Origin of the sequence: Pedobacter ginsengisoli (assembly GCF_002736205.1) — a bacterium.
Taxonomy (GTDB): domain Bacteria; phylum Bacteroidota; class Bacteroidia; order Sphingobacteriales; family Sphingobacteriaceae; genus Pedobacter; species Pedobacter ginsengisoli_A.
Window position 1 is genome coordinate 3,405,940 of the sequence record NZ_CP024091.1, and the last position, 24,817, is coordinate 3,430,756.

Consider the following 24,817-nt stretch of genomic DNA (forward strand, 5'->3'; position numbering starts at 1 on the left):
AGGATATAATGGAATGAAACCATTCATCCTCTTGAGCATTATTAGGTTGCACCAAACCAAACGCCGTTACTTTCGCTTATTGTGAAGAAGCAAAACTCTTTGATATAAAATTGTAAGAAAGCATAGCCGGTCCTTCGCCATCAACATCCTTATCTCTAATTACACCAAGTTGAAGGCTATTTTCATCAAGAGAAATGATCTTATAGGTGGTCCAGTTACTTATTCCTGTAATTCCATTTTTTGCTGGTTTGTAACCTCTAAGAATTGACGCGTTATTGATGGTCAACATTTTCGTAGCAACATTTAAATAGTAAGTTCCATTCTGGGTAATTCCATTTTCCATAGGTTTAACTGCTTTAAAAGACGCTGTTCCTTTCAGTCCAAATGTCATTACTCCATAATCGCCTCTGGCCATCATATTTGGATAAATATCGTTAAGTCCCGGCCCCCAGTTCCAGCAATCACCACCATAGCATCCTGTGGTATTGGAACCCCACGGACCGCCCTCTTTAAGCCAACCAATATTTGTTCCGTAAAATGCGAAAGGTCCTCCAAAATAAACACCTTCTGTATCCAATACCCATTCTTTCTCATTACCCACACCGCCAGAAAGCGCTATCCAAAGTGGGTCGTTCACGTAATTCAAATTGTCTTGTGTAACTTTTACGACTACAGAATCCAGCTTCACTTCTAATCCTCCGCTGAGTACAGAAAACTTAATCACATAATCTCCTTTAAAGGCAAATTTAACTGTGTCTATCATCCTTCTGGAAGTTCCTGTTCCGTAATCCCACATGGATAAAGTTCCGGGTGTGGCATTTTTAAGAATTACGGTATTTCCACCGGCATCGGCTTGCAAATCCTGGGTTACAGAATATTGAATTTCTGATTTATCGACCGTTCTGCCAATGCTGTGATCATCTTTTTTGCATGCGCTGAAGAGCAAAGGCAGCATCAGCATTGCAAGTATTTTTATATATCGTTTCATTTTTTCTATGATTTAAATAGATGATTTGTTACCAACCTGCATTTTGTTTTAAAGTTCCGTTAGAAAGACTGATCTGGGTATACGGTATTTGCTGTAAGCCCTTTGTAGCAATTATATTTGCAGCAGATATTCTTTTCTCTGTACTAACACCGCCATTTAATACTGTTGTAGTTTCGGCAATTTCCTGAGCCGCTTTATCTATTCCCTGACGAAGTAAATCGTAATAGCGTATTCCTTCAAAAGCAAATTCCAGTCGGCGTTCTCTAATGATATTAGCCTGGCTTACCGCCAATGGTGTAAATGCAGTCTTATATGCGCGCTGCCTAACCGCATCAAAATAGGTTTGGGCATTTCCACTTCCCAGTTCTGCTGCCATAAGCAACACATCAGCATAACGGATAGATACATAATCCTGGAACTGACCAATCTGGAAGCTGGTATTACCGTTTGCTTCGGGCAAAGGCTTACCATCTTCACCAATCATCGGACTATATTTTTTTACATAATAACCTGTATATTCCCTTTGCTTAGGTTGATTTGTAAAGGCAAGGTTCTCGTCTACAATTGAGATGATAGAGCCAACTCTTCTGGTATCAGAAGGCAGATACGCATTCCATAACTTTGGATTCACAGTTTCAGCTCCCCATCCGTTTCCATACGGAAAAATTGACTGTTCACGCATACCGGTCATTACCATCCAGTGGTTACCATCGGTATTTCCATCATAATCACTTGTATAAGTATATTTTATTGCAAAAATGGTCTCCTTATTATCCTCACCCGCATAGGAGGCTTGTGATGCTGCCGGCCATAGGTTCGCAAAGTTTTCAATTAAACTATATCCACCTTTTGTAATTACGTTTTCAAGATGTGCCAGGGCTTCGGCCTTTGTGACAACACCAACCAGATCAGCTTTTGCATAATAACCCGTATAGAACAAGAACACCCTCCCCAATAGTGCTTCGGCAGCATATTTGGTAACCCTGCCATGATTTGCCACAGCCTGGGCCGGATAAGCAACATCCGGTAAATTTTCAGCAGCAAATTTCAGATCAGCAGCAATTACTTTATAAACTTCATCCGGATTACTCTGTGGTATATTCTCCGTAGATGGAGCTGTTAATAAAGGAATATTACCCCAAAGTCTAACCATATCAAACAGCAGGTAGGCGCGTAAATAGCGAGCCTCTGATTCATATGTTTTTCTTAACTGAGTATCGCTACCCCATTCAATCTGATCCATTTTACCTATTAGCATATTGCAACGGTACAGGGCCTTATAATATAAAATCCAGTTACTATTGTATACGTTCTGATCTGAAGGTGAACGTGTCTTATCAAATTCATCAATCATCTGATAACCAAAACCATCAGAATTTCCAACACCCCCAAAAGTATTATCAGACATTACCTCGGCCGCGACTGGCAAAGCAACGCCTTCAGACCATACAATCTGTAGTCCATCGTAACAACCAACCAATGCAGTAAATGCATCTTTTGGTGTTTTGTAAAAATTCTGGTCATTTACTGAGGTAACTTGTTGAGTATCCAAAAAACCTTTTTTGCAGGCGCCTAAAGATAAAAGGCCAAGCGCAACAGCATATATTTTTATTGCTTTCATATTTTTATGATCTTGTAGTTAAAACTTAAGATTGGCTCCTATCATGAATGTTCTTGGTCTGGGATAATAACCTACATCTATACCAGATGCAAATCCTTCAGTACCATAACCTATCTCCGGATCCATTCCATCGTATTTTGTAAAGGTGTAAACGTTTAATGCCGCAGCATATAACCTTACTTGTTTCAGGTAACTCTTTTTAAATAACTTACCCAGATCATAACCCAAAGTGATGTTACTGATCCTTAAAAAATCTCCTTTCTGGATATACAGATCAGAGAAAGTTGTCCAATTCCGGTTGTCGTCGGTTACACGGGGAATGGTGTTAGATGATCCCTCGCCATGCCACCTGTCGAGTATTCTGGCAGTATAGTTACCATACTGACTAGATTGATCTCTGTATGATTGCACGATATCGTTCCCGGCTACTCCTGAAGCTACAATAGAAAAATCGAAGCCTTTATAATCACCCGAAAGCGTGATACCAAACGTATAATCCGGGTTAGGATTACCAATCATGCCTCTATCCAGGTTATCTATAACTCCATCTCCGTTTACATCAACAAATTTAACATCTCCGGGAGCGGCAGTTGGCTGTATTTGCTTACCGCCGGCAGATCTGTAATTTTGTACTTCAGCTTCATTCTGGAATATACCTGCTGTTTTTAATCCCCAGAAATAACCAATTGGGAAGCCGTTCTCTGCCCTATAAAACTCAAGTGCATTACTATATAATTGGTTGGATGCCCCGTGAATTATACCATCTGATGTAGGAATGCTACCAACCTTATTTTTATTGTAAGCACCATTTACACCAACAGAATAATTAAATTCGCCCACCTTGTTTCTATAATTAAGGGCTAATTCTATACCAGTATTTTTCACATTACCACCATTAATAAAAGGAGCATCGGCCCCTGCTGTGGCAAGAATTGGCACTGCTATTAACCAGTCTTTAGTAGTTTTATTATACCAATCAAAGTTCACAGCAAACTTGCCTTGTAAAAAATTAGCATCAAACCCAATATTGGTTTGTTCTGATGTCTCCCATTTCACAGCAGGGTTAGCAATTCTACTTTGATAACCACCCGGAGTAAGCACCCCTTCATCGGGGCCAAAAATATAGTTGGTATTATTTAACTTAATTGGTGCCAGATATTGAAAGGCATCTATGTTTTGACTTCCAACCTGGCCCCAACTGGCACGTACCTTAAGAAAGTCTAACCATTCTTTTTGCCCTTGCATAAAACTTTCGTTGGTTACTACCCAGCCTGCAGAAACAGAAGGGAAATATCCCCAACGGTTTTCCGGTCCAAAACGTGAAGAACCATCTGCTCTGAAAGTGGCATTCAATAAGTATTTTTCTTTGTAATTATAATTTAACCTGCCGAAATAAGATAACCTGCGATCTGGATCATAAGGCGCACCTCCAATAGTAATGCCTGCGATGTTTTTACCTGTTGCATTGCTCAGCCAGGCATAATCAAGACTTTCATAAATCAGGTTGGTATTTGTTCCAAAAATATTAGAGCCGTCTGCACGATAAGCAGAGCTACCCACCATTGCTTCGAAGGTATGGTCGTTATTTAAAGTAAACTTATAGCTCAGCAAATTGTCCCAGATCAGAGATTTGCCTTTATTCATAGACTGACTGGCCTTGGTAGTAATACTGTAAGTATAGATAGAAAGATTGTAGATTGGGGTAAAAGAACGACTTTCTCCTGCACTGTAATCCATGCCTAAGCTGGTTTTAAATTTCAGATTCTTAATCGGTTCAATTACCATGTAAATATCACCAAGCAAACGCTGGCTGTTTCTTCTGTTCTGATTGGTATACACCATAGTTGCATACGGGTTTGCCTCACCATTATTCCAGGTAGACTTACTGTTGTCGAAGAAATTCCCATTCTCATCATACATCTTCAAAAATGGACTGGCACTAAAAGCCCCACGAAATGAGTTGTTATATTGATTACCAACCCCTATTCCATTATTTTTAATATCTGTATAGGTAAGGTGCTGTCCAATTTTGATGATCTCTTTGTAAAAATTATGCTCAGAATTAATTCGGAAGCTATAACGCTGATAGTTAGATAAGCCTTTGCCTCCTACAACACCTTCCTGTCCTGTATAAGATAAACCTAATGAATAAACTGAAGCTTCAGATGCGCCAGATGCACCAAGGGCGTAATTTTGCGTAAGCGCATTGTCTACAAACATCTGGTCCATCCAGTTTGTCCCTTTACCAAAAGCTTTTATTTCATCGTTAGTAAAAAGCGGTTGTTTGCCTCCATTTACAGCAGCCTCGCTCATAATGGCTGCATACTCCGAAGCATTAAGCAAGTCAATTTTTTTTGCAACATTTTGTACCCCTGCATAGGCATCAAAAGTAATTTGCCCCGCCTGTCCGCGCTTACCCTGCCTTGTGGTCACCAACACTACCCCATTGGCTGCCTGAGAGCCATAAATAGCGGCAGATGCCGCATCCTTTAAAATATCGATTGACTCAATATCCGACGAGTTTAAATAAGTGATGTCGCCTGTAAGTACCCCATCTACAACATACAGTGGGCCTGAATTACCGATGGTACCCAATCCCCTGATGGTAACTTTAATATTTTCGCCGGGCTGACCAGAGGTTGAGGCAATTTGCACGCCGGGAGTTTGACCCTGTAGGCCTTGCAAGGCGTTAGTGGTACTTTGCTTTTGCAGCGTTTCTCCCTTAACCTGAACCGTGGCACCGGTTACCAGTTTCTTTTGCTGAACACCGTAACCCACTACCACAACTTCGTTGAGGCCCTGATTATCTTCGTCCAGACTAATGTTGATGGAGTTACTTTGCCCAACTGTTACTTCTTTGGCTACAAAACCAATAGAGCTAACCTGTAATATATCTCCGGTTTGAGCATTAATGGTGTATGCCCCCTCGTTGGTGGTTCCTGTTCCCCCGGTTTTTCCTTTTACTTTAACTACTGCTCCCGGTATAGGCTGCCCATCCGCTGCAGTTACTTTTCCACTGATCTGACGCTGCTGTGCAAATAGAGATTCGCTAAAAAAAAGCAGTGAAAGAAACATCAGCAGAAAAATATGTTCTCTTTTAATCATAGAATTCTTTTTCATGCCGTTCATAAAGATTTAGTAAATAATTGATTCATTTTATATTGGTTTATATTTTGGTTACAGTTTTATTGTGACGGCTTTACCACTGTAAGTAAAACTTTGGTTTACCTTTTGGTTAAAGTCTAATGCCCTTGCTGATTTGGGAGTAATGACCACGATCTTAAACGTTCTGGAATCCTGCATTCCCTTAAAACTTCCTTTGCGACTACCTACGGTAAGCGTTTTGGTATTTTCGTCGTAATTGAAATCTATGGTAGCAAAAGCGCCTTTCTCATAATTGTAATTGGTACCCTCATCTTCATAAAGAGAGAATGAAGCATTTTTACCGGTATACACAAACAGTGTTATTGGATCAGCTGGTTTTTCTGAAGTGTATTGTAATTCAGGCCCTGTAGGCACAATAGACCCTTCTTTTACATACACAGGCATCTTTTCATATGGTGCATCAGCTTTAATGGTTTGCCCGCCATTAAAATACTTGCCTGTATAAAGGTCATACCATCCTTGCCCTGATGGCAGGTACACTTCCCTGTTCCGCTCTTTATATTTATAAACAGGATTAATTAACAGTGAAGGTCCAAAAAGGAAGGCGTCAGACAAGTTAAAAGCTTTTAGATCCTGAGGGAAGTCCATCATTAAACCACGCATCATGGTATAATCGTGATGATAGGTATTTCCGGCAATTGAATAAATGTATGGCATCAACCTGTATCGCAGTTTATTATAGTACAGCATACTTTTATAAGCAGGATGACCTTCTGGTGCGATGTTATAGATCTCTCTGAAAGGAAACTGTCCGTGTACCCTGAACAATGGCACGAAAGCGCCAAACTGGTACCAACGGGCATTCAGTTCCCTCCACTCTTCAAGGTCTTCTTTATTTGGGTTTTCATAACGTTTTTCGACAGAAAAACCGCCAATATCCATAGTCCAGTAAGGCATGCCCGAAAGTGAAAAGTTTACACCTGCACCGATCTGGGTTTTCATATCTTCCCATCTCGAAGCGATATCACCACTCCAGGCCACAGCGGCATATCTTTGCAAGCCAGCATATGCAGACCGTGTTAAAATAAACACCCTGTTTTCGTTATTCACTTTACGCTGTCCTTCGTAAACGCCTTTAGCATTAACCAATGGAAATGCATTAAAGTAAGTTGTAGATGATCCTTCATAGGTCGGGTTCATCAGGTCCTTTCTAATCTCTACCGGTAAATTCGAATGCATGTCTGGCTCCGTCGCATCCATCCACCAGGCATCTATACCTTTACTATATAACCTTTTGTTCATCAACTCCCAAAAGGCTGTTCTTGCTTTAGGATTAAAAGCATCATAGAATGTGTTTGAATATCCTTTGCCTATCCAGTCTACACGACCATCTGCAATATTTCTTTTATAAAGGAAATTTTGCTCGTTTAGCTTATCATAAATATCAAAGCCTTTATTGAACTTAGGCCAAACTGATATCATCAGATTCACATTTTGTTTATGAAGAGATTTGATCATCCCATCAGGATCAGCAAAACGCTCGGGATCAAATTGCTGGCTACCCCATTCCGGTTGCTTCCAGTATGACCAATCCAATACAATATTATCAAGCGGGATTTTTTTGTCGCGGAATGTTTTTACAGTTGATAAAATCTCATCCTGCGTTTTGTAGCGTTCCCTGCTTTGCCAAAAGCCCATTGCCCATTTTGGCATTAAAACGGCCTTACCTGTTACCGTGCGGTAACCACTGATTACCTGATCGGCATTTGCACCCTGAATAAAATAGTAATTAACAGCGTTGCCAGATTCAGAACTTAGCGCAAAGGTATTCATTAACGATTTTGGCAAAGGAGGCAAACAGGTTAGTCCCAGGTAAGATTCTGCACCATCTGGTATCCATTCAATCTTAATTTTAGTCTTCTTGTTCTTTTTTAATTCCAGATCTAATATTGCCGATCCTGAATTCCATGCCTGACGCCAAAAATCGGCAACAAGTTTGTCATCAAACCAAACTTTAATATAACCGGCGTATTTTAACTGGAGCTGGTAGAGTCCTTCCAGTTCACTTGCTACAGCACCCTCATAATGCACCACTGCATCCTGCATCTTTACGGTCGAAGGAAACTTATGCTGATCTGTTAACCAGTTTATGGATAGTTCAGATATTGGTTGTTTAAGCAGTACCTTGTCGGGGTCAGTTTTTGAGGTATAAGTAGCTGTAAGCCATCCTTCATCACCTTCTTTAGAAAATAATTTCAGTGCAGTTAAAGGCTGATAATCTCTGATATCGCCCGCACGGGTGATGGAGTAATTATCCCAAAGTAGTCCATAACCCTTATTAGAAACAAAAAAGGGAACCCCTATTTCTGTATTATACTGTACAAGATCTACCCTGCGCCCATTATAATTTACCAGGCCTTGCTGGTGCTGTCCCAAACCATAATACGCTTCATTTTCCTGTGCATCAAACAACTGCGAAACCTGATAAGATGGTTCTCCGCTAAATACCTTAGGAATAAGTGAAAGGCCTTCATTTTTTGTTTGGGCAAGCAGCACTTTACCACTGGAATCACGATAGGTGATTAAACCGGTTTTTGTAGACACATCAACTTTTAATGATGAAGTACTTAAGGTCACCTGATCCGGTGATTTGGTTGTTGTAAATTTAACAGCATCATCTGAAAGTTTAACAGCCATTAAACTTTTGTCATCGGGAAACTTTTCAGTTGCAATTGCAGTAACATGAATAATCTTATCGGATAATGGTTGAAGCTTTATTTTTTTAATTCCTGAGGCAGAATGTTGAATGGGAATTTCAATCCCTGAGTTTGTTTGCGCATTATCTTTTACTTGCCCGCTTACATTTATATATAGTAACATACTACCTATAAACATCACGGAGCTCACCCTAATTTTTTGCATAGAAATAAATACTGTTTATACCTGGTTTATTTATTTCTAAAGGTATACGCAAGCAAAAAACGGGAGGGCATTCAAATGATAACAATTAGGTATTCATATGTTAACAAATGGCCCAATATGAATGTTAAACCGGCTCTTGATCGGGTTTTGTTAAAGCATAGGCTGATGGCAGCATATTGAATTCCTGCTTAAAATATTTACTGAAATGTTTAGGATTACTGAAGCCTACTTCATATGCTACCTCGGCAATGGTCATTTGAGATTTTAGCAGCAAAGGTTTAGATTTTAGCAACCTGTAAGAGCGTATATATTCTACAGGAGATTTACCGGTAAGCGGAAGCACTTTTTTATATAAACCTACCCTGCTCATATTCATATCTGCACTTAACTGGTCAACAGTATACGCAGAGTCTGCCAAATGTTTTTCTATATGAAAAGACAACTGTCTGATGAACTTATCATCAACAGATTCAATTTCTGATTCTAATGGTTTAAACTCAACCTGTTTTTGATAGGTCTTTTTTGAAAGTGCCTGCTGCTGTAACAGGTTCCTTATTTTCGACAAAAGAATCTCAAAGTTGAAAGGCTTGGTCATGTAGTCACTGGCACCGGTTTCCAAACCTGTCAGCTGTTCATCTTCAGTGGTCAACGCTGTAAGTAAAATAACAGGCAAATGAGCGGTGCGTTTATCTGCTTTAATTTTCCGGCACAGATCAATGCCATTCATTTCAGGCATACTCACATCGCTAACAATCAAATCAGGATGTACGGAAAGTATTTTTTGCCAACCCTCTTTGCCATTGGCAGCCTCGGCTATCTGGTAGTATTCTTTTAAGTTATCCTTTAAATAAAACCTAAAATCCTCGTTATCTTCCACCAGCATCAGCACAGGCTTTTTACTTTTCCATACAAATTTGGGATCGTTTACCTCATCTTCTCTTACTCCTGCAGTAATTAGCAGATCAAGCTTAGGTTCCGGAGCAGAAGTTTCTATATCTGCTTTAGGAAATACCAGACTAACTGTAAACTCAGTCCCTTCATTCACAATACTGTCAACCGTAATGTGACCTCCATGCAGGCGTACAAACTCCCGGGTAATCGACAACCCTATCCCACTTCCCTGATTAACAATAGAGTCAGGAACATCGTTTTGAAAAAACCTTTCGAATATCCTTGCCTTGTTATCCTCAGGGATACCAATGCCGGTATCAGACACTTTAAGAATCAGTTCAGTTTGTTTCTGTTCATTAACGGTAGTGAGCAAACTTACTTTTACCTTGCCTCCTTGTGGCGTGAACTTAAAGGCATTTGAAAGCAGATTAAATAATATTCTTTCAATTTTATCATGATCAAAAAAGGTAATCAGACCTTTCCTATCAGTCTGAAAACTAAAACTGATGTTCTTTCTGTCAGCTATATCACTAAAAGAAAATGACAGTTCCTGAATAAAAGCAATAATGTCCCCGGTTTTAGGGTGCAATTTTAATTCGTGCACCTCCATTCTCCTGAAATCCAACAATTGATTTACCAGATTCAACAGGCGGCGCCCGTTCCGATGAATCATTTGAAGTTGCGGCCTTTCTGCGTCCTGAGCCTGTTTAATCAGTTTCTCAAGAGGGGTAATAATTAATGATAACGGAGTTCTGAATTCATGACTTACATTGGTAAGAAACTTTATCTTAAGCAGATCCAGATCATGCATCCGTTTTGCCTGTTGCCGCTCCTGTTCTATTAAAAACTCTTTCTTTATCCGTTGAATACCCCTATGCCTGATAAAAAGCAAGGTACCCCCAATTAGCAACACGTAAATGATATAAGCAAGTGTCGTTCTCCAGAAAGGAGGCATAATGGTAATGTTAAGGCTAGTTTCGTTATTAATCCAGTTCCCCGAAGCATCAGTGGAAACCACCTTAAAAGTATAATCACCCGGATCAATATTGGTATAGGTGGCCAATCGGTTATTCCCCTGGAGTTCCTGCCAGTGCTGATCAAACCCTTCCAGTTTATACCGATATTTTATTTTTTGAGGATTAAAGAAATTCAGAGCTGCAAACTCCAATGCAAATCCATTCTGACTATGGTTCAGCTTTAAATCTTTTGTAAAAATGATCGACTTATTTAATAACACCCTCCCGTTTACCTGATCATTTATGCCAATGCTCCTGTTAGAAATCTGCAGATCGGTAAGTACTATAACAGGTTTAGCATTATCATTTCTAATGTCAGCCGGTTTAAAAAGATTAAAGCCATTTGCCCCTCCAAACAACAATTCTCCTGATCTGGTCTTATACCCCGCATTGGCATTAAATGCATTGCCCTGTAAACCATCCTGCTCATCGTACTTACGAAAAGTGTAAGAGAATTTGTTTTTATCTATCTTTTTAACAATGATCTCGAACAAACCATTCGCGGTACTTACCCAAAGGTTTTTGTCGTTATCCTCAACCACTTTTAAGGTGGTCATTTCGGTAAGCCCATCTTTACTATCGAAATTACGGAACTGTCCGGATTCAGGATTTAACCTGCTTAATCCATCTCTTGTAGAAATCCATATAAAACCATAGCTATCCTCCATTATGCCATAAACAACGTTATTAGTCAATAACTTTTTATCACCCGGTTTGCTTTTATAATGAATAAACCTGCCATCTGTTGTCATTTCATCAACACCATCTGCACTGCCTATCCAGATACTGCCCTTGTTATCCTCTATTAAACAGGAGAGCGAATTCGAAATTATGCCATTCTTATCTCCTAATTTTTTATGGATAAAAACGCCTTTAGCTCTATCAAATTTATCCAATCCTCCACCTAAGGTTGCAACCCATAAGTTTCCCCTTCTGTCTTCAAGAATATCCCATACCCGATCGTCGGCAAGGCTGGTTACATCCTGATCATTATGTTTATAATTGGTAAACTTCGCACCATCAAAACTGCTTAATCCGCCAAAATAAGTACCCACCCATAGTTTTTTTTGATGATCTATAAACAGCGCTACAATAATATCGTTGCTCAAACTGTTTTGGTTTCCGGACTCATGCACATACCTTTTAAATTGTCCGGTTTTTCTATTAAAATAAAATAGCCCACCCCCATTAGTGCCAATCCAGATATTACCGTGTTCATCTTCTACAAAACGGTTTACGTCATCATAGGTAAGCCCGTGTGGGTTTCCATTCTGATGCTTGTAGAGTGGGAATTTTAGGATCTTTTCATGATAAAAACTAACACCTTTTTTAAAAGTACCTACCCATATTATACCAGAACGATCTTTATATAAGGTAACAATGGCATTTTGACCAATACTTTTAATGTCGTCTTCTTTATTAACAAGATACCTGACACTAAAATTTCTTTTGTCCAGCAGGTTTACGCCACCATGATCCGTACCTATCCAAATTAATCCTTTATCATCCTGAATAATACTGCTGATCAGGTTATTATTGAGCCCATTTGGCACCTTGTCTATAAATCTGATTTTTCCTGTTTTCGTTTCATAAAAATCTATCCCTCGCTGGCTGTTTAAAGTATAGACCCAAAGGTCAGATGCATTGTCTACAAACAATTTAAAGTTCTGAGAAGCTGCAGTATCGTCATGTTTAAATACAGAAATACGCTTTTGAACCTTTCCCGTAGAACTATTAAGCAGTTCAATGGTTTTATCTGTATGAATAACCCAAATATCCCCATTGGGTGCTTTATATAGTGCTGAAACCGGGGAACCAGAAAGCTCAGAACCTATCTTTGCATTTGGTTTTAAGTGAATACTTTTTTTACTAACAGTATCATATTTAAAAATGCCTTCGGCCCCGGCATTAAACCAAAAACCGTCTGCATTGTCTTTTATTACCTCTATGATCTTTTTAGCAGAGATGTTTAAAGTTTTCAGGTAAGGTTTTACATCCCTTATAAAACTTTGGGTTTCGGCATTATAGATATTGGCGCCATTCTTAGTATCCAGATAGAGTTTATTATCAGGCAGTTCAAAGATATTGGCAATAAAATCATCGCTTAATGACTTGGTGTCTCGTGGATCGTGCTTAAAAATCTTAATCTGCTGTCCATCAAAACGATTTAATCCGGAAAGGGTACCAATCCATATAAAACCTTTGCTGTCTTTAAAAACTGTATTAACTTGATTATGAGAAAGTCCATTAGATAGATTTATAGCCGAAAATTGAATCTGCCCTTGTTGAGCATAGCCAATAAACGAAATCAGAAAGAAGATTAATACAATTATGTTTTTTCTTGCAAACATTAAAGATTCATTTTATAAAATTCGTGCATGGTATTCTTTAAGGCAGAATAAAGCGTTTTAAAGATCATAAAATTCCTCAAATAAACATCTCCGTTTTTGGGGTTTGTTTTAACCATTTTTGGCTCTTTAATGGATAAATCAGCGTAATCTGTAATCAAACCAAGGGCTTTCATTGCCAACAGGGATGCCCCAACCGCCGAAGCATCTTCAGTTTGCGTAATCACAAGATCTTTTCCGGTAATATCAGCCATCATCTGCATCCAGGTTTCTGATTTTACAATACCTCCGCTGATATTGATCTGTTTGATAGCTTCAGCATTTTCCTGCATGGCATCAAGAACATCGTACATTGAATAGCAGATTCCTTCCAGCACCGCTCTGGAAAAATGGGCTTTTTCATGCTCAAGCTTTACACCAAAGAACACACCACAACTTTCACTATCCCATATCGGAGCACGATCTCCGGTCAGGTAAGGTAAAAAAAGCAAGCCCTTACTTCCTGCAGCTATGCTTGCAATTTCTCCAAAAAGCTGCTCATAGTCTGCTTCTCCAAGCTCATGCTTAATGTTATTTTTTATCCACCATTGTAAGGCAATGCCACCATTGTTTATTGGCCCACCGCAAATAAAAGTATCCTTATCCAGAATATAGCTAAATGTCATCGCCTTTTCGTTCGGCAGAGGCTTATCGCTGGCTATGCGTACTGCACCGCTTGTGCCTATGGTCATTACTGCAATGCCTGGCTTAATACCGCCACTTCCCAGATTGGCCATACAACCATCACTTGCACCTATTACCACAGGAATACCAGTATTAAGAAATTTAGTATAATCTGTTTGTACAGGTTCAGAAAGCATTTTAGGATCAATCCCTGTAATATTCAGTGAATCTTTATGCCAGCTTAGCTGAGTGATGTTAAACAAACCCGTACAAGAGGCAATAGAGTAATCTATCTTAAATTCTTTGAAAAGTTTATACCAAATGTATTCTTTTATTGAAATGAACTTGTGCGTTTGGCTAAACAAATCCGGGTTATTCTCCTTTAGCCAAATGATCTTGCATAAAGGCGACATGGCATGCAACGGTGTGCCTGTTGCTTTGTAAATAGATAAGCCAATTTCAGAATTCCTTAATCTTTTGGCAATTTCAGCACTTCTGTTATCGGCCCAGGTAATCATAGGAGCCAGCGCTTTACCATTTTCATCAACCGGCATCAGGCTGTGCATGGCACTGCTAAGGGATATTGCTTTTGGCATATTGCCAATCTCAGCAATCATCCCATCCATGCTTTTCTTAAAAGCATCCCAAATCTCTTCCGGATTCTGTTCATGATAACCGGGATGTGGCGAGGTAAAAGAATAATGATGCTGAAAAGCACCGAATGATTTGCATTTAGTATCTACAGCAACTGCTTTTACACTCCCCGTACCGATATCTATTCCTAAAACATAATCCATAATTACAATTTAACATTGCAAGATAGAAAATGAATGATAACTATTTCTTTCTGGCAAGATCCAGTGCTGCAGTTATTGTGTAATATTTTGCAATCATATTGGGTACTTCCCAGGATGGTATGTCTTTATTTTTCAGGTAACTCAAAAACTTTTCGGTTACACGGGCAAAATGTGCTTCGTGCCCTTCTTTGTATTTATCTGGAATATTAACCCACCATCCTGTTTTTGTTTTTGTAAGGGAAATGCCCGGAAACTTACCCTGCAAATTTTTAACCTGCTCATTTAGAGTCGCCTCAAAAGTAGCATCCTTTGAATTGACAGCCTCAATATACAGTTCAGGTTTAAACTTCTGCTCGGCTCCCTGTTTTATAATAAGATTAGCCTTTGTACCGCGCATAATAGAATAGTGCGTATCGCCAGTACCTTCAGGCGCTTTATAATTCCACTTTACAGAAACTTTAGCATGTACACCACGCAGTTTATAATTGATCTCTCCATTTGAATACACTTTAAGAATACTGTCGTTCACCACATCCTTTTTAAGATAATCTGGAAATACTGTAGATTTGGTGACGGTATTAAATTGACTAAGAGTCAGGTCAGTAGCCGATCTTTTAGCCGAAACCAATTGAATATCTGTTTTGTAGTCAATAGTCTGATCCGGAAAACATTCCCATTGCACCAAATCAACCAAATGTGTAGTTACATCTACAATCCCCTCCCCTTCCTGGGCCACATCCATAAACCATGCAGGTCTTACCAGGACACTTCCCGAAACATACTTATAAAAATAATGAACACTTTCTTTAGTAACCGCAGGGTTATCAGGTGTACCCTTTTCAAGCATACCGAAAACTTCGGGGATCATTGAAAATTCTCTTTGCAACATGGTGGTGATCTCATAACGTTCTGTCATAATATCATACAACAACAGCTGCTTTTCTGCTGCCGTTTTAAATGCATTTTTCAAAACTTCAAAACTAGCTCCGTCAATAGCCATTGGCTTATCAGCCAGAACGTTCAGCCCGGCTTCAACCGATCTTTTTATGTAATTTGTTTTTTTCTGGTTGTTCCCTGCCAAAACAACAACGTTGCCTTTCTTTTCGGCAATCATTTTTTCAAGATAGTCATCACCCAGATAAACCTTTTCATCCCACGTGGTTGGATCATCTGCACGTTTATTATATGCTTCAATTTTTGACAGGTGTAACTCCACGTCATTTCCCTTCGGTGCATATACATGCACCGTAGAATCAACACCTTCATACATTGATTTTTGAACCAATGCAGCATGGAAATGTCCTGGATCAAGCGTAATCAGCTTCACAGCATTATCTTCCTGTTTCTTAGGCTGGCTGCATCCTGCCAATACAATTAATGGGATCATTATTAGTTTACTTTTCATAGTTTAACTCTTTTTACCAAGAATATAGTTGGTACCATAAGGATAACGCTGTGGCCTCGACAATAATTTATTGGCTTCCACATTATCTTTAAAAACTTCTTTTTTAGGATCCCAATATAGCTTTTTTGGAGATTTCATTGCAGCATGAGCAACCAAACAAGCACTACAAGAACGATGCGCAACTTCGGCCGGGCTAATAGTTGGCTTTCCACTTTCAATACAATCCAGCCAGTTACCATGTTGCTCAGGACTTTCGTACAAATGAATCTCATTTGCCTCTATTTTCGAGGTAAGGATCGCCGGATCACTTGCATAAAATGCCTTATTCTCTTTCCCTCCTGATCCAGGGTCTGTACTTGTGACTCCTACATTTCCTCTCGAAACAAAGATCCATCCATTACTACCTTCAAACCTTACACCATTAGGATTTTTACTATTCATAACCATGTTTACTCCATTTGCATACTTTGCATGAACTTCATAATCGCCATGCACATTCCACAAACCTTCTTTAGGAAACTCTGCGTGGGCCTCAATTTCAATTGGGCCTGTATGCTCAGTATTCATTCCCCAATGGGCAATATCAATATGATGTACCCCCCAGCCGGTAATCATTCCGGCACCAAACTGCTCTAATCTTAACCACCCGCCCCTGGATTCGGGATCTGTTTGTGAATGAACACGATCCTGAGTATAATAAATATACGGTGTTGAGCCAAGCCACATATCATAATTAAAGTTTGCAGGAATTGGCATTTCTGTAGCTATTCCACCAGAAGGATCAGCGGGCAAACCAATTTGTACACTTTGAAGTTTGCCTATTCGGCCATTTCTTACCAGCTCACATGCTCTCTTAAACTGAGGCCATGGATTAACGGAACGCTGTTGACTACCTAACTGAAAGGTAACCCCCGATTTCCTCACCATATCGCTCATCATTCTACCCTCTTCAATTGTTAATGAAGTTGGTTTTTGAAGATAGATGTGTTTACCGGCAAGGGCAGCCTCAATTGCAGGCTGGGCATGCCAATGATCTGGAGTGCTTATCATAACTGCATCAATATCCTTATTGGCTAACAGATCATGATAATCATCATAAGTTTTAATATCTATATAATTAGCATTGCCGGTTTTCTTGGTATACCAACCTTCTACAAGCTGCTTTCCGCTCTTTAACCTATTGCCATCCAGATCTGCTATTGCAACAATACGGGCCTTATCATATTTAAATGTTTCAGCCAGGTCATGCGTGCGGGCAATCCGGCCGCAGCCTATCTGTCCTATATTAATTTTATTACTTGGTGCATTTTTACCAAACACAGAAGCAGGAACTATAGTTGGGAAGCCAGTCATAGCCACAGAGGTAACAACAGCACTTTTCACGGCAGTTTTCATAAAATCTCTTCTACTATATGGATGTTTTTCATTTTCGTTCATCATATGATTTAGGTTTTTTTGTTAATATTTGGTTAGTAACGCACCGGCGTATTTCTGGAATCTGCGTATGCTTTGGTATAATCTAATTTTTTAAACTGACCTGCAACATAGTTTATGCCCTGCAGGATATGCTTGATAAAAACAGGATCTTCATAGTTTTCTTTATCATGACCAAGGGCAGTAATCCAGATATTTCCCCCGTCAAACTGCTGATACCACACCGCAGGATATAACTCTGAAAATGGGACCGAATATTCTTTGATTTTCGCTGCGTCTGCAGGGTTGGATGAATCTAATGAAGTAAAGTCATGTGCCATGATCACTTTAATGCCTGGATAAAGTTCTTTAGCAAAATAGCATTCGTCTTTCCTTTCCCAAACCTTTGGCAAACCAGCAACAGAAGGATGCGAAGGATCAATTACTTTTACATTAAACTTTTGATTTCTGGCATGCCAGGCAAAGGTACCACCCAGCATTTGTTTAAACCACTGCCAGTTTCGTTCGGTACCGGTTACAGAGTGCAAACCAACAAAACCACCACCAGCCTCTATATATCTTCTAAATACTAACCGCTGCTGGTCTGTATCAAAAACATCATTATTAGTACTTGGAAAAATCAATAAGGTATACTGCTTTAAATTTGCCTCTGTAAAAACAGCCGGATCATCAGACACATCGGTGTCAAATCCATTTTCTTTACCTAATTTCTGAATACATTTTACTGCGTAAGGAATATTGTCGTGCACAAAGCCTTTCCCATTTTTGGTGTACACCAGCACTTTTACTTTTTTTAGAATAGTGGCTTTTTCTACAGCCATTGCAAATGGAATACATAATATCCATAGGGCAGAAAGCAGGATAGTGGCTTTGAATTTAAATCTTAAAATTGATACGTTCATTTGTTTGAATTAAGTGGGTTTAATTTTATTTTAATTGCGGGCGGACTGGTAAAATCACCCCATGCCGCCTCAGCACGTTCTTTGGATGTATGGCCATTATATACCAGGAACCTGTATTTAAGTGTATAGGTTTTCCCTTTTTCCAATAACCAGTCTTTATCTTTTGTTGGCGAGAAATTAGCATAAACATCTCCTCTTCCGTTCATATTTTCAGGCCAGATCCTTAATGGCTCCGGGTAATTGTAATTGGTAGGATAAGACATCATTACAGCACCTGCATAATCATCATCTATCTTTCCCTGCAAAATAACCCAGCGTGCTTTTGTACCATCTGCATCTTTTCTTGTTTTTCCCTCGGATGTCAGGGTTTCGCTATTTTCTTTACTCCACTTTTCTGTGGCACGCCAGCCCAAACCACCATAACGATACTCCTTAAGCAATACAGGCTCATCGCTAGCACAGTTCAGCTGAATGGTGATATCTGCAATATAGTAATCCTCATTTTTTTGAGGCTGAAAAATCCTTACCGATTGCAACTCGTTAAGTGCTACTTTTTCTGTTCCATCTTTTTTAAAAACAACATGATCGTGCAGTGTCTGATACTCTGCATACACAGGGCCCGCATTTACCGAAACAAAATCAACAAACCTTACAGTGCCCTTTCGGTCTTTAAGGTTCCAGAAGTCTACCGTATCACCTTCAAACACCACATGGGTCCAGGGGTTCCATAACCCATAATGATGGTAATGATCAGGAGCTTGTATCCTTGTTAATTCTTGTCCGTGAGGGGACCATAAAGGATGTATAAACCCACTTCTTTTAAAAGCCGTATCTATTCCCTTTGGAGGATACACTGTTTTGTAATTGTACCGGAGTAAATTTTTATTGCCGTTACTTATTGTCAACGCTCCATCTTCGCGGATAGCCTTAATGTGATCTGCAGACTTAAGTGGCTTTCCCTTTTCCAAAGCAAAGACAACGGGTACAGCAGCAGGCTTTGCCAGCCAATGTAAAATCCGCTTCCCTTTATTTTCAATCTGGTAAGCTACAGGAGTTTTTTTATTGCCTTGTATTGCTACTAAACTGATAACACTATCAGGCAAAGTAGTAATCGCATCCAGATCTACCTGAACATGAATCTCTTTTTCTGGAGTTCTTTTCTTTAGATCGACCTCAAGGGTGGCAATTCTCTGGGCATGTAAAGGTGTTAGCATTGCTGAAAAAACAATAAAACAACCAAACCTAACTAAAATTCTCTTTTCTATGTTTATCATTAGATTCTATTCAATTTTATCAAGTGGCGGAATATTACTTTCAGCGCCTGAATATCCTTTATTTTGGTTAATATGCCCCAAAACGTTTGCTCTTATTCCTGCCTGAGGCACAGGCCATAATACATGGTACGGGCTCATTGTATACTGATCGCCATGGTTTGTTCTAACTCCATTTTTATAGAAAACATTCTTTTCTTTAACCCTGTCGTAAAAGAAATTGTTCTCCGAAAAATTAGTCAGGTTATAAGCTTTACCATTATACGCAGTTTTTCCTGTAAGTGCAAAAATATAAGCAATGCGGGTAAGCTCTGTTTTTCTTGGTTCTTCGTAATAAAGCTCGCGGGCTCTTTCATCCAGGATGGTTCCAATATTTATCTTATCCGGAGTATACGGTGCTGCATTGGCCCGGGCCCTTATTTTATTGATGTCAGCCGCCGCATTTGCCAAATCATCTTTCCAGTAATAAGCCTCTGCGCGCAGAAGATAAGTTTCGGCAATTCTAAATACGTACCAGTCGGTATGGCCACCCTGCATTGGTGCATTTTCAAAATCAGGGACAAACAATTTATATTGTGGCCAGCCAAAATAACTTCTTATCGTATCGGTAACTAAAAGTCCTCCTGCAGCATTACGCAGCCTTACGGGCTTGTTGTAATATTCCGGATCACTGGTTTTCAAAGCCGGATCATTATAAACAAGATCTTCCATGTTCATCCAGTTTCCCTTAATGTGTCTCAGATCATTTGGATCATCCCAGATTGCCTGTGTACTGTAAGAAGTTCCACGACAGCGGCCTATTCCTCTTCCATAAAGGTTCGATTGTGTAATCTCCAGATTAATCCCATCATTGGTTCCTCTTTTCCCATTTGGCGTATTGATATTGGAGCCCCAAAGCGGTACAGTTTGGCGCATAATTTTCATTCCACCATCATATCCGCCGTCAACCTGCCTGTCTATAATCATAAATAGACCCTCCTTATTTTCGTTTAATGATTTATTCTCAGGCCTGTGAAGATCCCATACCAGATTCTTGGTAGCGTCTGATTTTGTTGCGCCAAAGCGGGCAGTCATTAACGAATAAGGACTTCCGTTTATCACTGCATTGGCAGATGCTATGGCATCATCGAATTTCCCAAGGCTTAAGTTAACCTTTGTAAGCAAGTGGTTAATGGCTCCTTTTGTTACCTCACCTTTATTCACATTATCTGTCACCCATTTTGCGGCAAACTCCAGATCTTCCTTCATCTTTTGAAGAATTACCTCTCTTTTGGTGGTATAAAAATCAACTTTGGGGGTCGAGATTTCATTTAAAACCAATGGTACATCACCAAACTGATTTACCAATCTGTAATAACGAAATGCGCGGTGAAAATAAGCTGACCCAAGGATGGCATTGCGTTCTGCCTCATCTTTATATTTAGCATTATCTATCCGGGTAATTACTGTATTTGCATACTTAATACCCTTGTATCCCTCATCCCAATAATAACCGATCTTGTTAAAATCTACCGAATTGAGGTTGGCATCAGGAGTAATCAGTAAATTTAAATCCTGCGCCGGACCGGATTTATCGGTCGTTCCTTCCACCGCTACCTCCGAAAATATCTGTTCAGTTATCCATGGCGCACCATCACCATAATATTCATTCCTTAAATTTCTGGCGCAGGCTACCAACGCTGCCCGAAGACCCGCTGCATCAATATAAGCGTTTTCAGGTGTATAAATAGAAAGGGGTTCCGGCTCTAAAAAACTTTTCTTACAACCTACACTGAACAGCATCGCTGAGGCTAAGCAGGCAAATGATATTTTATATATATTTTTCATCGTCTTAGTTGTTAATTGGATTTACACTATAGGGTTACATTTAAGCCTAACGTTACGTATCTGGGTGTAGGGTTCTTATTCTGAGGATCCCAGTATTCCCAATCAGGTGCATAGATGGCGGCATTCTGAACTGTGGTAAAAATCCGGACATTATTAAGCTTACCTTTCTGAACAAGTGTTTTAGGTAAGGTGTATGCTAAAGAAACATTATCTAACCTGATGAATGATGTTTTGCGGTACACGCTATAATTAGCACTGCCGTTACTTGAGTATAATCGTGCATAGTCGTTAATCGGATTCTCTGGTGTCCAGTAAGGCAGCTTGTAAGAATTTTGTCTGTCCTGAAATCCGCTGTTATTTTTAGCTTCATTATAATCAGTCATTGCTCCCCAGTAAGAGTACATAGAGAACGAGAAGTCAAAGTTTTTAAGGAATGTAAATTCGTTCCTCATTGAGGCGGTGAATTTAGGAGATCTTGATCCCAGGAATTGCTTATCCGCATCTGTAAATTTATAATCACCGTTTACATCCTGTACTTTAAAATCGCCGGGTTTCACACCATATTTTGCAGCCTCAGCAACTTCATTTTGCTGCCATACCCCAAGAACCTTAAGATCCCATATAGCGTTGATATCTTTTCCAAGGAACCATCCATTTCCGGGGTCATCTCTTTCAATTTTACCAATTACATTCCCCTTGTCATCCAGCTGGTTAACCTCACCAAACAAGTGCTCAATTTTGTTCCTGTTTAAAGCAAAATTCACCGAGGTTCTCCACCTAAAATTCTCATTCTTAATGTTGTTGCTGTTCAGGGATACTTCAAAGCCTGTATTGGTTACATTTCCAAGATTTGATGCCACATTGAAAAACCCTGTTACATTTGGCAATGCGCGTAAAAGCAGCAAATCTGTTGTGTTCTTTTTATACACATCAACAGATCCGTCTATACGGTTATTAAAAATAGAAAAATCAAGACCTCCGTTAAACGAGGCAGTACTCTCCCATCTTAGATCTTTATTAGTCATTCTATCCACATACAGCTGCGAAACAGGCACCAGTATACCTGCACTATTTACATACAGATACTTACCGGTATTAAGATTAGACAACGCAAGGTATCCATCTATGTCTCTGTTACCCACAGAACCATAAGATAAACGCAGTTTTGCATAATTTAACCAACTAACAGATTTCATAAAACCCTCATCGCTAAATACCCATCCCAAAGCTACGGAAGGGAAAGTAGCACGTGGATTTCTTTGCCCGAAAGCAGAGTAACCATCTCTGCGAATTGTAGCGGTTAACATATACTTACTTTTAAGCGTATAGTTTAATCTGCCCATTAAAGCGTCGCCTGTGGTTACCATATCGGTACTGCTAACAATCGGTTTTACACCAGAGCCTATATTGTGATATCCTAGAATATCATTTGGATCGAAGCCTTCATTTTCTACCTTACCTGAGGTTTGCTTTAGTTTTTCGGCGTTTAATAAAAAGGTCACATCAAACTGGTGTATTTTATCAAATGTTTTATTCCATTTTAACACATTGTCGATTTGCCAGTTAAAACGAGTTGTCTCTATACGGTTAGCAAAACCTTTTCTCGCAACATAATCAACATGCAATGCAGAATAATGGTTAAATTCTCTGGTCTGATCATAACTTGGCGTAACATTTACAGAGTAAGAAAAGCCAAAAGGTAAGTCTCCTTTTAAATAAATTGTTGAAAAAATAGTGTTGTATTTCAGTAAACGCTCACGATAAACATTATCCATAAATGGATTTCTGTTATTCCCTAAGTCATCATTCGGGCTAGGCCTTAAGGTTACACCGTCAGCGGCATACATTTCACCTAAAGGTGAAGCGTTTCTAACCTGACCAAAGTCTATTGGAACAGCACTTTCATCACGACTTGCATATTGGAAGTTAACGCCTACAGTAGCAAAGCTAGCTGCCTTGCCTTCCAGATTAAGGCGGGCACGGGCATTTTTGTATTGATCGCCAACTGTTAATCCATTATTATTGGTATAGCCTAAAGACAAATAGTAATTTACTTCTTCCTTTTTACCGGAAATGCCAATGGTATGGTCCTGTCTGAATCCATTTCTATAGATCAGATCTTCCCAATTGGTACTTTTACCTGCCTTATAATTAGCTATTTCTACGGGAAACATCTTTAACCTGGTTAGCCAGGTATCAACCGGATCTGAAGTTGCAGGAGTATTGTCGTAAGCAAACCATTGGGCCAGTGAAACATCCGATGGCAAAGCACGAGGATCATTAAAGCGATAAGGCTGACTGCCAATGGTTGCTGCATTGATACTTTTCAATACATCTGTACGCCAATTTACAAAGCCATTAGCATCGTAAACGTGCTCACTAACTTCACGGGATGCTTTACCAATAGTAGTATTAACCGTAATAACAGGCTTATCTGATCTGCCCTTTTTTGTGGTTACGATTACCACCCCACTAGCCGCTTTGGCTCCGTAAACCGCAGCCGAACTTGCATCTTTTAATACATCAATTGTTTCAATATCATTTGGATTGATGTCGCTTAACTGACCTGGATAAATTACACCATCTAATACCAGTAAAGGTGTTGTTCCTGCTGTTAAAGATGATCTTCCCCTTACCTGAAGATCAGAATTGCTACCCCCTTTTGGTGAAGCAGAAAAAGCAACATTTAACCCCGGAACATTACCTCTCAAAAGGTCCTGTACACTGTTTGGGTGCTGATTTTCAAGCTGAGTAGCCTTAACCTGCGATATAGCTCCGGTTAAATCCTTTTTTGATCTGGTACCATAACCTACCACCACCAATTCACTCAGATCATTTGCCGATTCTATTAATACCACATTAATAGAATTATTTGTTGCGGGAACTTCTTTTGTGTTATAACCAAGCGAGCTAAAAACCAATATGGCATTATCAGGAACACCCTTAAGAATGTATCGGCCCTCAGCATTTGTAAGAGTTCCGTTTTTAGAACCTTTTACAAGTACGCTAACGCCTGCTAAGGGTAAGTTTTTCTCGTCCATTACCCTTCCGGTGATGGTTTTATCAACTATACTTTCAAGCTTATTAGTTGTTCCCTGCTTTATTTTCAGGCCCATAGGGAGCCGTGAACCGTTATTAATTACAGCATGTGAAACGAATGGGAAACACATGATTATGGTTAAAATAGGACGCAGGAGTCTGCGAACGCGCAAAATATTGCCGTCTTGTAAATTTAGAAACATAATTGTATTATTATTTATTAAGAAATGAATAATTTTAATAGCACTGTGTGCATTCTAAATTCAGGAGGTATCTCGTTTAAGTTTGGTTGTCATATAGTTTAGTTTATATTAGGTTAGTAAATTAAAGTTAGGAATAAAATTCAAAAATGCAACCGATAGCACAAATGTTTTTAAATTTGTCTATCATTGAAAAATTAAAAGAGAGCTTACTTAAAAGCTAAAATAAATGCAAAACAAGCATTAACAAGGGATACAGCGGTAACATTTATATATAGCTAAAACCAAAAAACGATTAAAAATTTATTTAAAATGATCTAAATAATATGAATTCAACGCATCCGATTTCATTAAAATACATAAACTAATCCATTTAACGCCAAAAAGA

At 39.3% G+C, this 24,817-nt stretch carries 12 protein-coding genes; all 12 read right to left on the reverse strand.

Annotated elements, in window-relative coordinates:
• Nucleotides 1-76: 76 nt before the first annotated feature.
• Nucleotides 77-988, reverse strand: coding sequence for a hypothetical protein (locus CPT03_RS14095; RefSeq protein ID WP_099439446.1), 912 nt, complete (start codon nucleotides 986-988; stop codon nucleotides 77-79).
• 28 nt (nucleotides 989-1,016) lie between these two features.
• The gene (locus tag CPT03_RS14100) at nucleotides 1,017-2,609 is read right to left on the reverse strand and encodes a RagB/SusD family nutrient uptake outer membrane protein (protein WP_099439447.1); all 1,593 of its coding nucleotides are present in this window, start codon (nucleotides 2,607-2,609) and stop codon (nucleotides 1,017-1,019) included.
• An 18-nt stretch (nucleotides 2,610-2,627) separates the two neighbouring features.
• The gene (locus CPT03_RS14105) at nucleotides 2,628-5,729 is read right to left on the reverse strand and encodes a SusC/RagA family TonB-linked outer membrane protein (protein ID WP_099441125.1); all 3,102 of its coding nucleotides are present in this window, start codon (nucleotides 5,727-5,729) and stop codon (nucleotides 2,628-2,630) included.
• Between the two features lie 57 nt (nucleotides 5,730-5,786).
• Nucleotides 5,787-8,636 (reverse strand): glycoside hydrolase family 31 protein, encoded by a 2,850-nt coding sequence (locus CPT03_RS14110; RefSeq protein WP_099439448.1) that lies wholly within the window; start codon nucleotides 8,634-8,636, stop codon nucleotides 5,787-5,789.
• A gap of 124 nt (nucleotides 8,637-8,760) precedes the next feature.
• Nucleotides 8,761-12,894 carry a two-component regulator propeller domain-containing protein gene (locus CPT03_RS14115; RefSeq protein ID WP_099439449.1) on the reverse strand — a complete coding sequence of 1,378 codons (4,134 nt, stop codon included), beginning with the start codon at nucleotides 12,892-12,894 and terminating at the stop codon, nucleotides 8,761-8,763.
• Nucleotides 12,894-14,351 carry a gluconokinase gene (locus CPT03_RS14120; RefSeq protein WP_099439450.1) on the reverse strand — a complete coding sequence of 486 codons (1,458 nt, stop codon included), beginning with the start codon at nucleotides 14,349-14,351 and terminating at the stop codon, nucleotides 12,894-12,896. The genes CPT03_RS14115 and CPT03_RS14120 overlap by 1 nt, the downstream gene beginning before the upstream one ends.
• A 40-nt stretch (nucleotides 14,352-14,391) precedes the next feature.
• Nucleotides 14,392-15,756, reverse strand: a complete 1,365-nt coding sequence (locus CPT03_RS14125; RefSeq protein WP_099439451.1) for a putative oxidoreductase C-terminal domain-containing protein — start codon at nucleotides 15,754-15,756, stop codon at nucleotides 14,392-14,394.
• A gap of 3 nt (nucleotides 15,757-15,759) precedes the next feature.
• Nucleotides 15,760-17,196 carry a Gfo/Idh/MocA family protein gene (locus CPT03_RS14130; RefSeq protein WP_245869843.1) on the reverse strand — a complete coding sequence of 479 codons (1,437 nt, stop codon included), beginning with the start codon at nucleotides 17,194-17,196 and terminating at the stop codon, nucleotides 15,760-15,762.
• A gap of 29 nt (nucleotides 17,197-17,225) precedes the next feature.
• Nucleotides 17,226-18,092: a ThuA domain-containing protein gene (locus CPT03_RS14135; protein ID WP_245869844.1), complete on the reverse strand. Its 867-nt coding sequence runs from the start codon at nucleotides 18,090-18,092 to the stop codon at nucleotides 17,226-17,228.
• Entirely contained in the window at nucleotides 18,089-19,366 is a 1,278-nt protein-coding gene (locus CPT03_RS14140) for a PmoA family protein (RefSeq protein ID WP_099439453.1), read from the reverse strand. The genes CPT03_RS14135 and CPT03_RS14140 overlap by 4 nt, the downstream gene beginning before the upstream one ends.
• A gap of 6 nt (nucleotides 19,367-19,372) precedes the next feature.
• Nucleotides 19,373-21,190: a RagB/SusD family nutrient uptake outer membrane protein gene (locus CPT03_RS14145; protein ID WP_099439454.1), complete on the reverse strand. Its 1,818-nt coding sequence runs from the start codon at nucleotides 21,188-21,190 to the stop codon at nucleotides 19,373-19,375.
• Nucleotides 21,191-21,216: 26 nt separating this feature from the next.
• On the reverse strand, nucleotides 21,217-24,306 hold the full coding sequence (locus CPT03_RS14150; protein WP_099439455.1) for a SusC/RagA family TonB-linked outer membrane protein: 3,090 nt from the start codon (nucleotides 24,304-24,306) through the stop codon (nucleotides 21,217-21,219).
• Between the last annotated feature and the right edge of the window lie 511 nt (nucleotides 24,307-24,817).

Bases quoted from the DNA above. Each gene is read 5' to 3' on its own strand.
- CPT03_RS14095 (WP_099439446.1), bottom strand. From the start codon at position 988: ATGAAACGATATATAAAAATACTTGCAATGCTGATGCTGCCTTTGCTC.
- CPT03_RS14100 (WP_099439447.1), bottom strand. From the start codon at position 2,609: ATGAAAGCAATAAAAATATATGCTGTTGCGCTTGGCCTTTTATCTTTA.
- CPT03_RS14105 (WP_099441125.1), bottom strand. From the start codon at position 5,729: ATGAAAAAGAATTCTATGATTAAAAGAGAACATATTTTTCTGCTGATG.
- CPT03_RS14110 (WP_099439448.1), bottom strand. From the start codon at position 8,636: ATGCAAAAAATTAGGGTGAGCTCCGTGATGTTTATAGGTAGTATGTTA.
- CPT03_RS14115 (WP_099439449.1), bottom strand. From the start codon at position 12,894: ATGTTTGCAAGAAAAAACATAATTGTATTAATCTTCTTTCTGATTTCG.
- CPT03_RS14120 (WP_099439450.1), bottom strand. From the start codon at position 14,351: ATGGATTATGTTTTAGGAATAGATATCGGTACGGGGAGTGTAAAAGCA.
- CPT03_RS14125 (WP_099439451.1), bottom strand. From the start codon at position 15,756: ATGAAAAGTAAACTAATAATGATCCCATTAATTGTATTGGCAGGATGC.
- CPT03_RS14130 (WP_245869843.1), bottom strand. From the start codon at position 17,196: ATGATGAACGAAAATGAAAAACATCCATATAGTAGAAGAGATTTTATG.
- CPT03_RS14135 (WP_245869844.1), bottom strand. From the start codon at position 18,092: ATGAACGTATCAATTTTAAGATTTAAATTCAAAGCCACTATCCTGCTT.
- CPT03_RS14140 (WP_099439453.1), bottom strand. From the start codon at position 19,366: ATGATAAACATAGAAAAGAGAATTTTAGTTAGGTTTGGTTGTTTTATT.
- CPT03_RS14145 (WP_099439454.1), bottom strand. From the start codon at position 21,190: ATGAAAAATATATATAAAATATCATTTGCCTGCTTAGCCTCAGCGATG.
- CPT03_RS14150 (WP_099439455.1), bottom strand. From the start codon at position 24,306: ATGGGCCTGAAAATAAAGCAGGGAACAACTAATAAGCTTGAAAGTATA.